This window comes from Lentzea tibetensis, from assembly GCF_007845675.1.
Classification (GTDB): Bacteria; Actinomycetota; Actinomycetes; order Mycobacteriales; family Pseudonocardiaceae; genus Lentzea; species Lentzea tibetensis.
On sequence record NZ_VOBR01000013.1, the window covers coordinates 236,154 to 246,907 of the forward strand.

Consider the following 10,754-nt stretch of genomic DNA (forward strand, 5'->3'; position numbering starts at 1 on the left):
CCGATGAAGAACACTCCCAAGACGATCACCATGCAGGTCACGCGCTTCCGGCCGGGTGAGGACGAAGCACCGGTCGTCCAGTCCTACGAGGTGCCGCTGCGCAAGGAGTGGGCGGTGCTCGACGGTCTCAACCACATCAAGGACCACCTGGACGGCACGCTGTCGTACCGCTGGTCGTGCCGCATGGGGATCTGCGGCAGCTGCGGCATGACCGTCAACGGCAAGCCCCAGCTGAGCTGCGCCACGTTCCTCACCGACTACGCGCCGGGCCCGGTGCGGGTCGAGCCGCTGCGCAACTTCCCGGTCATCCGCGATCTCGTCGTCGACATCAGCGACTTCATGGAGAAGCTGCCGAAGGTCAAGCCGTGGCTGATCCACGACGGAGAGCCGCCGGAGGGGGAGTTCCTGCAGACACCGCGGGAGATGGACGAGTACAAGAAGTACAGCATGTGCATCAACTGCATGCTCTGCTACTCGGCCTGCCCCGTGTACGCGCTCGAACCCGAGTTCCTCGGACCGGCCGCGATCGCGCTGGGCCAGCGGTACAACCTCGACTCCCGCGACGACGGCGCCGAGGACCGGCGTGACGTCCTCGCGTCGGCGGCGGGCGTGTGGGCGTGCACGTTCGTCGGCGAGTGCAGCACGGCGTGCCCGAAGGGCGTCGACCCGGCGGGCGCGATCCAGCGGTACAAGCTGACGGCCGCCGTGTCGGCGCTGAAGGACTACCTGCTGCCGCGCGGGGCACGGCGATGAGCGCCCACCAGCAGCCCGTGTCGGCGTTCTGGTGGCTGCACCAGTGGTCGTACCTGCTGTTCGTGCTCAGGGAGCTCAGCAGCGTCTTCGTGGCCTGGTTCGTGGTGTACCTGCTGATGCTCGTGTCGGCGGTCAGCGCCGGGCAGGGCCCGTACGAGGACTTCCTCGCGTGGAGCGGGCAGGGCTGGGTGCTCGTGCTCAACGTCGTCGCACTGGCGTTCGTGCTGCTGCACGCGGTCACGTGGTTCGCGCTGGCGCCGAGGGCGATCGTGGTGCCGCGCGTGCCGCCGTGGGTGGTGCTGGTGGCGCACTACCTGGCGTGGGCCGTGCTGTCCGCCGGGGTGGTCTGGGTGGTGCTGCGATGAGCCGCCGGTCACCGGAGCCGCTGGTGTGGCTGCTGTTCAGCGGGGGAGGGATGGTCGCGGCACTGCTGGTGCCCGTGCTGCTGGTCCTGTTCGGCCTCGCGTTCCCGCTCGGCTGGCTGCCCGCGCCCGATCACGAGCACCTGCTGGCGCTGGTGCGGCACCCGGTGACCAAGCTGGTGCTGTTCGGGCTGTGCGCGATGGCGCTGTTCCACTGGGCGCACCGGTTCCGCTACACGCTCTACGACGGGCTCAAGCTCAAGCAGGCGAGCACTCTGATCATCGTGGTCTGCTACGGCACCGCGGTCGTCGGATCGGTCGTCGCCGGCGTCGTCCTGCTCCGCGCCTAGACACCCCGCGACCCCGCAACGACGAGGCGCTGCGGGGTCGCGATTATCCCGCTACAGCCGAGGCCGTTCCGCTGTGCCCGACCGCACGGATTGGTATGTGGGGTGTAAATCCGGGTGCAAGGCCAGTATGGGGCCACAGATCTTCCAGTCAAGAACGCCTTTCACCAATGCCCTTTTCTCGTTAAGCTGCACTTAACGCTGCTCTCGGCTGGTCGGCCTAGTGGCGACCCGGAAGTGGGGTGTCGCTGAAGTGCAGGACCGGGAAATCAAGCTGGGCGCCACACTCGCGCACCTGATCGACAGCCGTGGATACAGCAGAAATCGACGACCGATTCTGGACGCCGTCGGGGTAAGCGCGGCCGCTCTGTCGCAGTACACGAGGGACCAGGCGCGGCCCAGTCTGCAGAAGCTCCTCGCGCTGGCCGAGTTCTTCGGCGTCACGCTCGACTACCTCGTCTACGGCGAGCCCATGGGCGCGATACCGGACCACGGACCGCTAGCACGGTACGTCAACCACGCGCTGGGGGAAATACAGACCAAAGCCAGCAGGCATTCGGCCCAGGTGGTGCGTCTGGGCAGGCTCATCGCGGACCAGATCGACGCCACAGCGCGGCAACTGGGCTCCGTCGCGGGTGAGGGGCTGGTGCTCGACGACGAGGTCTACCGGCTCGAGCGGTACTGCGTCTCGGCCGACATCATGCCGCTCAACCTCGCGTTCAACGTGATCAGCATGGACGACGGCGACGCGGCGCCCGGTCAGTTCCTCCAAGTGGTCGCAGAGAATCTGCAGAAAGGGTGCACGTACCGCTTTCTGCTGACCGGAGCGGAAGAGGAGCAACGCGATGTGGTCGGCAGGTTCCGGGTGCTGCTCGGCGCGCACAACGTGTCCGACCACGTAAACCAGAACTGCGCATTCCGCTGGACGGATCAACCGGTGCTGGCAGGTGCCGCCCTGTACCGGCTGGACCTCGAATCGCTGAAGCAGGATGAACCCCTGCTTTACGAGCAGTTCTCGGCATACCTGGACGACGATGGTCAGCTCGGTTACCTGGTGCGTCCCAACAACGAGTCGAACTTCGACATGCTCATGAGCAGTGCTCGGGTCGAGCCGGCGCGCCAGGCATTCGAAGCGCTCTGGGCGACCGCGGGCCGCTTGTAGTCACAATCCACTACCGTTACTCCATACGAGTGGTCTACGCTCTGTCGCCGTGCGGACTCGCGGAGTCGTGGCGGCGCAGGTCGTCGAGGTTCGCTCCCATCCCAACGGGGAGCGCGTGTGGGTCGCGATCGTCGATCACGGTCAGGGTGAAACGGTTCAGGTCGTCTTCGGCGGCCCGCCCTTCGTGAAGAAGAACGATCTCGTCCCGTTGGCACCGCCTGGAGCGGTGTTGCCGGGTAGGAAGAAGATGCGCAGACGCCGTTACCGGGGCGAGGTGTCCCACGGCATGTTCTGCAGTCTCGCCGAGCTCGGCTGGGACCCTTACGGGCCGGACGAGGTCGTGCTGCTCAGCGACGACCTGGTCCCCGGTCAGTCGCTGGACGACGGCGACTGGAGAACGTACGTGCGCGAACCCTGCCCGCTGGCGCAGCTCATCCGCAGGAACCACGAACGCGCGCGCGGCACGACCGCCGCGTGAGGCGGTCCGCTGGCTGGGCCGAACGGGTGTAGCGGGCTAACGGGGTACCTCGAACGGCCGACCCCAAGGGTGAACCAAGGGGGCTAACCATGACCAGGACCGTGCTCAGAACCGGATACGACAGCGAGTTCCTCGGGACCCCGACGGGTGTCCCGGTGCTCGGCGACGCCGCCAAGGCGGACGCCGTGCTGCTCGACGGCACCGAGGTGATCGGCTACACGCACTTCTCGCTCGCCATGTGCAAGTCGCGGAAGTTCGCGTTCTGGGTCGCCTGGAACGTCGACGGGGGAGCTCTGAAGGCGCTGAGTCGCAGCAACATCGCCTTCGTCAAGGACCCGCGCGTGCCGGAGGAGTTCCAGGCGGGCGACGAGCTGTACCGGGACAACCGGCTCGACCGGGGCCACCTCGCGCGCCGGGCGGACCTGTGCTGGGGCCCGACCGCGGACGCGAAGAAGGCGAACAAGGACTCCTTCTTCTTCACCAACATCACGCCTCAGATGGACGACTTCAACCAGAGCGCCCGGCAGGGCCTGTGGGGCAGGCTCGAGGACGCGGTGCTGGCGGACGTCGACGTCGACGACCTCAAGATCAGCGTCTACGGCGGGCCGATCTTCCACGACGACGACCGGGTGTTCCGCGGCGTCAAGATCCCGCGCGAGTTCTGGAAGGTCATCGTCTTCGTGCGCGACGGGCAGCTGCGGGCGAGCGCGTTCATGCTCACCCAGAACCTGGTGCTCGCCGAGGCGCTCGACCTCGACGAGTTCCGCGTCTTCCAGGTCGCGGTGACCGAGATCGAGCAGCGGTGCGGGTTCGCCTTCCCCGACGCGCTGCACACCGCCGACACAGCGGGCGTCCAGCTGCTCGACGCGGCCGACCGTCCGCCGCTCGACTCGTTCGACGACATCAACTGGTGAACCGCTCGTGAGTGATTGGGAGTGCTGTAGGCCTCCTGATCACTCACGAGCGCTGTTCGGGGATGCTGACCTTGCGGATGTGACTGACCAGGAAGTCGCGTGCGTCGCCCGTGGGTGCGCAGTGCGCGGTGAGGTTCCCCGCGGCGTGCGTGACGGGCGTGATCACGTGCTGGTCCGTCCGGCGCGGGCCGTCGGCGTACCTGATCTCGACCGGCGACGACGTCACCAGCGCCTCGGCGAGCAGCAGCACCTCGGCGTCCGGCAGGAACAGCGACTGGTCGCGCAGCAGCCGCGCGTTGCTCAGCCGCGGTGACTCGCGCGGTGGCGGCACGGGTCTCTCCTGCTCGACCAGCCGCACCGCGAGCTGGGTGATCTCCACGTCGGACAGCTCCTGGCGCCACGACCGGTACCCGGTGTCGCGCTGCCCGCGCCCGCTGGCCCGCTCCGGCTCCACCCGTTCCACAATGGACGTCCCGGACGCGTCGACGTTCGTCGGCGCGTACCCCGCCGCGCGCAACGCGGCCAGCGTCTCGGGCACGGGCTTGACCGACGCGAGCACGGTCGGCGCGAGGAAGCGCAGTCCCAGCGACTGCAGGCACCGCTGCCTGGTCAGCTCGGTCAGCAGCGGGTCGTCGCCGCGCACGCAGCACCCGACCCCGGTCACGGTCAGCTGACCGTGCCGCTGGGCCACGTCGTTCACCAGCCGCGTGACCTGCTCCGGCAGCTCGCCGAACGAGCCGAGCTCGGCCAGCACGTCGTCCGCCGTCATGCCGATGTCGAGCGCCCGCCGCACGCTCGCCGTCGACAGCCGCCACACCGAGGCCACGTCCCGCTCGTCGGTGTCCGCGACGAGGTCGAGCAGCGAGCTCAGCTCCGCGGTCGGCAGCCCCCGCACCACGACCGTCAGGTCCGTCTGGAACCGCGCCGCCGCGGTCGCGTCGGGCAGCAGGCTCTCCGCGACGTCACCGAGGTCCTCGGGCAGCGCGCGTCCCAGTGACGTCAGCCCGCCGCGTGCGACGAGCCCGAGCGACTCCGCCTCGGCCACGGCCGCCGCCGTCGCGACCGGGTCGTGCAGCGCGGGTCGCAGCCACGTCAGCTCCGCCACGAGCTCGCGGGTGTCCGCGACGGCCTGTCCTTCCGGGACTTCCGCGAACCGCTCCACGATCGAACGGCGGATCGCGGCGCCCTGGTCGCCGGGGTGGTCCAGCAGCGCCGAGCGCGCCTTGTCCGTCGCGGGCTGCCAGTTCATCCGCCGCCACGCCGGGATCAGCGCGGCCAGCCTGCGTCCGGGGTGCTGCGCCCGCCACTCGTCGCCCGTGCGGGTCGGCAGCAACCGGTCCTGCCGCTTGGCGATGCCGATCAGCTGCGCCTCGACCGCGAGCTCCAGCCACAGCCGCAACCTCGACTCGCTCGTGCGCATCAGCGACGCCGCGCGACGAACGTCCCGCGTGCCCGCGCCACCGCTGTACCGTCGAGCGGCGAACTCCTCGGCGTCGCAGTGTTCGAGCAACCGGGTCACACCGTCCACAGTGGATAAGGCGGCCGCGACGCCGGTGCGGTCGCCGTCGCGGTGCTCCTGCAGTCGTGGCGCGGGCGGGCGCGGCGTGATCCGGCCCCGCACAGCGCCTTCGGGTTTCAGCGAATTGACCATCCGCAGCGTGTGGTCGTCCGGCCACACGAGTGCGCGCGAGCGCAGCTCGCCCAGCGCGCGGTCCACTTCGTCAGGTGGACAGTCCAGCATCCTGCACACCGCGTCCGGTGTCGCGTGCTCACCGAGTCCCACCACCGCGCCCAGCACGTCGAGCGCGCCCTGGTCCAGTGCGGCGACCGAGGCCCGGACGGAGTCGGGGGAGGTCAGTTCTTCGGCGAGGTCCTTCATCGACCTCAGGTACCTGTCCGCGACATCGCGCCGGCGCAGCAGGATCGCGGTGACCTCGTCGGGTTCCAGTCGGAGCAGCCAGGTCGCGAGCGTGGTTTTCCGGCGTCCCATGTCTCCCGAGTATGGCCAAAAGTCCACACCACCAGCGCGGTTCGCGGCACGCGTCAAGCCAATGGGCGAAAGCCATTTGGTGGCCTCGTAGGCTGTTCGCGTGAACTTCACCGGCTTCGGCGAGTACGCCATCGACTTCTTCGACGGGCTGGAGCAGGACAACTCCAAGGCCTACTGGGACGACAACAAGGAGACCTACCAGCGCGACGTGCGCGCCCCGATGGAGGCGCTGCTGCACGACCTGGAGAAGGAGTTCGGACCTGGAAAGGTTTTCCGGCCCTACCGCGACGTCCGGTTCAGCAAGGACAAGACGCCCTACAAGACGCACTGCGGCGGCGTCGTCGAACTGGGCCGCGGCGGCGGTGCCTACTACGTCCAGGTGAGCCCCGAGGGCCTGCTCGTCGGCGGCGGCTCGTTCGCGATGGCGTCCGACCAGTTGGCCCGCTACCGCACGGCCGTCGACACCGAGGTGCACGGCGAGGCGCTGCGCAAGATCGTCGCCAAGCTGGTCAAGGGCGGCTGGACGCTCGCGGGCGACCAGCTGAAGTCGCGGCCGCGCGGGTTCGACCCCGATCATCCGCGGATGGACCTGCTCAAGCACCGGTCGATCTACGTCCGCCGGGTGTGGCCGCCGGACGACGCGCTGCACGAGCGCGACTGCCTCGACCGGGTGCGCAAGTCGTGGCGTCAGGTCCGCGAGTTCAACGACTGGTGCGCCGATCACGTCGGCGTGAGCGAAGCCAAGTGGTGATCACCACGCCGAGCCCGATGCCGATCACGTCGACCAGCGCGTCCAGCCAGTCGCCGCTGCGGCGCAGCGGCGTGACCACCGCCTGAAGCACCTCCGAGACGCCCGCGTACGCGACCAGCAAGATCAGGACGTGAGGCACCTTCGCGTAGAGCCCGGTGGCCGCGAGCAGGGCGAACAGCAGGGTGTGCACGACCTTGTCGGTGCCGGGCGGCGCGGTCGGCACACCTGACTCGGGGGTGAACAACACGACGACGCTGAGCAACGCGGCGGTCACGAACGGAAGGAATCTGCGCGGCACGCGGCGATTGTCGCAAGATTACTCGCCGGTACTTCGGGATCGGTCCAGCAGCGGGGACTAGTCTCTGCAGACGTGAGTCGACGCGCAAAGATCGTTTGTACCCTCGGCCCTGCCACCGCGACGCCGGACAAGGTGCGCGACCTGGTAGCGGCCGGTATGGACGTCGCTCGGATGAACTTCAGCCACGGCAGCCACGCTGACCACAAGCAGGTCTACGACATGGTCCGCGTGGCAGCGGACGAGTCGGGCCGGGCAGTCGGCATCCTGGCCGACCTCCAGGGCCCGAAGATCCGCCTCGGGCGGTTCGCGGCGGGCCCGGTGGACTGGAACACCGGTGACATCGTCCGGATCACCGTCGAGGACGTCGAGGGCACGCACGACCGCGTGTCGACGACGTACAAGGAGCTCGCGAAGGACGCCAAGGTCGGCGACCGGCTCCTCGTGGACGACGGCAAGGTCGGACTGATCGTCGTGGACGTCGAAGGTTCGGACGTCGTCGCCGAGGTCACCGAGGGTGGCCCGGTCAGCAACAACAAGGGCCTCTCGCTGCCCGGCATGGACGTCTCCGTGCCCGCGCTGTCCGAGAAGGACATCGAGGACCTGGAGTTCGCACTCGAGCTCGGCGTGGACTTCATCGCGCTGTCGTTCGTGCGCTCGCCCGCGGACATCGACCTGGTCCACCAGGTCATGGACCGGGGTGGCAAGGGTCGCCTGCCGGTCATCGCCAAGATCGAGAAGCCGGAGGCCGTCGACAACCTCGAGGCCATCGTCCTCGCGTTCGACGGCGTGATGGTCGCCCGCGGTGACCTGGGCGTCGAGCTGCCGCTCGAGCACGTGCCGCTGGTGCAGAAGCGCGCGATCCAGATCGCCCGCGAGAACGCGAAGCCGGTCATCGTCGCGACTCAGATGCTCGACTCGATGATCAGCAACTCCCGCCCGACCCGCGCCGAGACGTCCGACGTCGCGAACGCGGTGCTCGACGGCGCGGACGCGCTGATGCTGTCCGGTGAGACCTCGGTCGGCCGGTACGCCATCGAGTCGGTGCAGACGATGGGCCGCATCATCGAGGCCGTCGAGACCGAGTCCACTGTGGTCCCGCCGCTGACGCACGTCCCGCGCACCAAGCGCGGCGTGATCTCCTACGCGGCGCGCGACATCGGCGAGCGCCTCAACGCCAAGGCGCTGGTCGCGTTCACGCAGTCCGGTGACACGGTGCGCCGTCTCGCCCGCCTGCACACGCACCTGCCGCTGCTGGCGTTCACGCCGGAGCCGTCCGTGCGCTCGCAGCTGTCGTTGACGTGGGGCACCGAGACGTTCCTGGTCCCGCGGGTGGAGTCGACCGACGAGATGGTCCGCCAGGTGGACACCTCGATGCTGGCGATCGGCCGGTACCAGGCGGGTGATCTGATGGTGGTCGTGGCAGGCTCACCTCCTGGCACCATCGGTTCCACCAACCTCATCCGCGTCCACCGGCTCGGAGAGGAAGACCACGCCTAAGGAGTTCCAGTGACGGAAGCTGCTCGCGCCGCCGCGGCGGTACCAAGCGGACTGCGCGGGCAACCGGCACTCGACGACCTGGTGGCACTGCTCGACCTCGAGAAGATCGAGGAGAACATCTTCCGCGGCGTGAGCCCCGCCGAGTCGCCCGTGCGCGTCTTCGGCGGGCAGGTCGCGGGCCAGGCGCTGGTCGCGGCGGGACGGACCGTCCCGCCGGAGCGCAAGGTCCACTCGCTGCACTCGTACTTCATCCGCGGCGGCGACCCGCGCGTGCCGATCGTGTACGAGGTCGACCGCATCCGCGACGGCCGCTCGTTCACCACGCGCCGCGTCGTGGCGATCCAGCACGGCAAGCCGATCTTCGCGCTCTCCGCGTCGTTCCAGATCGACGAGGCGGGCATCGAGCACGCCGACGAGATGCCGTCCGTACCGGACCCCGAGACCCTGCCGACGTTCGGCGAGTCGCTCGCCGGCTACACGGACAAGCTCGTGTCGTCCCGCTTCCCGCGCCCCATCGACGTGCGCTACGTCACCGAGGCGCCGTGGATGTCCCGTGAGGACGGTCCGGCCGAGGCGCGCTCGCAGGTCTGGATGCGCGCCGACGGCAGCCTGCCCGACGACCAGCTGCTGCACGTGTGCGTGCTGGCGTACGCGTCCGACCTGACGCTGCTGGACTCCGTGCTGATGCGGCACGGCGTCTACTGGGGCCTGGACAAGGTGCTCGGCGCGTCGCTCGACCACGCCATGTGGTTCCACCGCCCGTTCCGCGCGGACGAGTGGTTCCTCTACGACTGCGAGTCCCCGTCGGCCTCGGGCAACCGCGGGTTGGCGACCGGGCGGTTCTTCTCCCGCGACGGCCAGCTCGTCGCGACCGTCGTGCAAGAGGGTCTGGTCCGGGTGATCAAGCCCTCGTCATGACCGCCTGCGCCGGTGCGTGGGCCGCAGGTTCACCGGTGGCGTGAGCGCACGGGTCTCCACGCGTTCGAGGACGACCGAGCTGGTGAGGTTGCGCACCTCGGTCCGCGACGCGAGCTTGTCCACGAGGAACGCCTGCAGGTGCGTCGAGTCGGCCACCGCGATGTGGATGAGGAAGTCGGCCTGCCCGCTGACGTGGAAGATCGACCGCGTCTCGGGCTGAGCCATCACGAACGCCCGGAACGCCGTGGTCACCGGCCGGTTGTGCGGCCGCACGTTGACGCTCACGACGGCCTCCAGCGGCAGCCCCGTGGTGGCCGGGTCGACCACCGCGTGGCATCCCGTGATCACGCCCAGTTCACGCAGCCTGCGCACCCGCTGCAAGCACGTCGAAGGCGCCAGCCCGACGATCTCCGCGAGCGCCCGGTTGGGCAGCGTCGCGTCGTTCTGCAACTCCTCCAGAATGTGCCAGTCGACCGAATCCAGTTCGGCTACTTCCTTCACAACCGAACATCGTACTGGTGACGTGGAATCGCGCCGAACGACTGCCCATGATCAGTCGGTGCACATCGCCTGGACTTCTTTCCTGCTCGCGCTCGTGGTCATCACGATCGTGCCTGGTCCCGACTTCGTCCTGATCACCGGCAACGCGGTGCGCAGCCTGCGCCTCGGCGTGCTGGCCGCGCTCGGCGTGGTGACCGGGTTGCTGGTCCACGCCGCTCTCGCCACCATCGGGCTGTCCGCCCTCGTGGTCGCCGTGCCGGCCGCGTTGTTCGCGGTCAAAGCCGTCGGCGCCGTCTACCTCGGGTACCTCGGGGTCATGACTCTGCGCGCTGCCCGCACCAGTCCACAGGAGACGGTCGAGCACAGCGCTCGCGGTGTGTTCCTGCGCGGGGTTCTGTGCGATCTGCTCAACCCCAAGGTGATGCTGACGTTCCTCAGCCTGATTCCGCAGGCGATGGACCCTGCCGCGCCTCCGCTGCCTCAGGCTGCGCTGCTGTCGGCGGTCACTGTTGGCGTGTTCGCGTTGTTCTGGGTGATCGTGGTGCCGTTGGCTCGGCAGTTGTCCGTGGTGTTGGCCAACCCCAAGATCCGAGTGGCGTTCGAGCGGGTGTGCGGGACTGCTCTCATCGGTATGGCTGCTTCGGTGCTGGCCGCTTAGCGGTGTGGGCTTTGGCTTTCGTGGTGGGGTGGGGAGGGTCTCGCTGATCACCTCACGGTCGCCACATCGAAAATGCCCTGTCAAGGCGGAAAAGCTGCCTTGACAGGGCATTTTCGATGTGGCAA

The 10,754-nt window shown here is 68.7% G+C and carries 13 protein-coding genes; 10 read left to right on the top strand and 3 right to left on the bottom strand.

Annotated features, from left to right (window positions below):
* Window positions 1–3: 3 nt before the first annotated feature.
* From sdhB to FKR81_RS21890, 6 genes are all read left to right on the top strand, one after another.
* Window positions 4–753, top strand: coding sequence for a succinate dehydrogenase iron-sulfur subunit (sdhB, locus tag FKR81_RS21865; protein ID WP_146353965.1), 750 nt, complete (start codon window positions 4–6; stop codon window positions 751–753).
* Entirely contained in the window at window positions 750–1,118 is a 369-nt protein-coding gene (locus tag FKR81_RS21870; protein ID WP_146353966.1) for a fumarate reductase subunit C, read from the top strand. Before sdhB ends, FKR81_RS21870 begins: the two co-directional genes overlap by 4 nt.
* Window positions 1,115–1,465, top strand: coding sequence for a fumarate reductase subunit FrdD (gene frdD / locus FKR81_RS21875; protein ID WP_146353967.1), 351 nt, complete (start codon window positions 1,115–1,117; stop codon window positions 1,463–1,465). Before FKR81_RS21870 ends, frdD begins: the two co-directional genes overlap by 4 nt.
* Window positions 1,466–1,715: 250 nt before the next feature.
* Window positions 1,716–2,624, top strand: coding sequence for a helix-turn-helix domain-containing protein (locus FKR81_RS21880; protein WP_186763097.1), 909 nt, complete (start codon window positions 1,716–1,718; stop codon window positions 2,622–2,624).
* A gap of 49 nt (window positions 2,625–2,673) precedes the next feature.
* Window positions 2,674–3,102, top strand: coding sequence for a hypothetical protein (locus FKR81_RS21885; RefSeq protein WP_186763098.1), 429 nt, complete (start codon window positions 2,674–2,676; stop codon window positions 3,100–3,102).
* An 89-nt stretch (window positions 3,103–3,191) separates the two neighbouring features.
* The gene (locus FKR81_RS21890; RefSeq protein ID WP_146353970.1) at window positions 3,192–4,016 is read left to right on the top strand and encodes a DNA/RNA non-specific endonuclease; all 825 of its coding nucleotides are present in this window, start codon (window positions 3,192–3,194) and stop codon (window positions 4,014–4,016) included.
* Between the two features lie 43 nt (window positions 4,017–4,059).
* Here FKR81_RS21890 and FKR81_RS21895 read toward each other — a convergent pair whose 3' ends face one another.
* Complete coding sequence (locus FKR81_RS21895) at window positions 4,060–6,006, bottom strand: helicase-associated domain-containing protein (protein WP_186763099.1); 1,947 nt, start codon at window positions 6,004–6,006, stop codon at window positions 4,060–4,062.
* Between the two features lie 100 nt (window positions 6,007–6,106).
* Between FKR81_RS21895 and FKR81_RS21900 the strand changes: the two genes are divergently transcribed.
* Window positions 6,107–6,757 (top strand): DUF2461 domain-containing protein, encoded by a 651-nt coding sequence (locus FKR81_RS21900; RefSeq protein WP_146353972.1) that lies wholly within the window; start codon window positions 6,107–6,109, stop codon window positions 6,755–6,757.
* Here the strand turns inward: FKR81_RS21900 and FKR81_RS21905 are convergent.
* Complete coding sequence (locus FKR81_RS21905) at window positions 6,708–7,055, bottom strand: VanZ family protein (RefSeq protein ID WP_146353973.1); 348 nt, start codon at window positions 7,053–7,055, stop codon at window positions 6,708–6,710. The two genes, FKR81_RS21900 and FKR81_RS21905, sit on opposite strands and share 50 nt — an antisense overlap.
* 72 nt (window positions 7,056–7,127) lie before the next feature.
* Here FKR81_RS21905 and pyk point away from each other — a divergent pair, with 72 nt between their 5' ends.
* Complete coding sequence (gene pyk, locus FKR81_RS21910) at window positions 7,128–8,552, top strand: pyruvate kinase (protein ID WP_146353974.1); 1,425 nt, start codon at window positions 7,128–7,130, stop codon at window positions 8,550–8,552.
* A 9-nt stretch (window positions 8,553–8,561) separates the two neighbouring features.
* Entirely contained in the window at window positions 8,562–9,470 is a 909-nt protein-coding gene (gene tesB, locus FKR81_RS21915; protein ID WP_146353975.1) for an acyl-CoA thioesterase II, read from the top strand.
* On the opposite strand, the gene FKR81_RS21920 is transcribed toward tesB, so the two are convergent.
* Window positions 9,465–9,971, bottom strand: coding sequence for an Lrp/AsnC family transcriptional regulator (locus tag FKR81_RS21920; protein WP_146353976.1), 507 nt, complete (start codon window positions 9,969–9,971; stop codon window positions 9,465–9,467). The genes tesB and FKR81_RS21920 overlap by 6 nt on opposite strands.
* A 58-nt stretch (window positions 9,972–10,029) precedes the next feature.
* On the opposite strand from FKR81_RS21920, the gene FKR81_RS21925 reads away from it, so the two are divergent.
* Window positions 10,030–10,629, top strand: coding sequence for a LysE family translocator (locus FKR81_RS21925; RefSeq protein WP_146353977.1), 600 nt, complete (start codon window positions 10,030–10,032; stop codon window positions 10,627–10,629).
* The last annotated feature ends 125 nt before the right edge of the window (window positions 10,630–10,754 follow it).

Coding starts and splice junctions, on each gene's coding strand:
- FKR81_RS21895 (WP_186763099.1), bottom strand. CDS start 6,006: ATGGGACGCCGGAAAACCACGCTCGCGACCTGGCTGCTCCGACTGGAA.
- FKR81_RS21870 (WP_146353966.1), top strand. CDS start 750: ATGAGCGCCCACCAGCAGCCCGTGTCGGCGTTCTGGTGGCTGCACCAG.
- frdD (WP_146353967.1), top strand. CDS start 1,115: ATGAGCCGCCGGTCACCGGAGCCGCTGGTGTGGCTGCTGTTCAGCGGG.
- FKR81_RS21890 (WP_146353970.1), top strand. CDS start 3,192: ATGACCAGGACCGTGCTCAGAACCGGATACGACAGCGAGTTCCTCGGG.
- sdhB (WP_146353965.1), top strand. CDS start 4: ATGAAGAACACTCCCAAGACGATCACCATGCAGGTCACGCGCTTCCGG.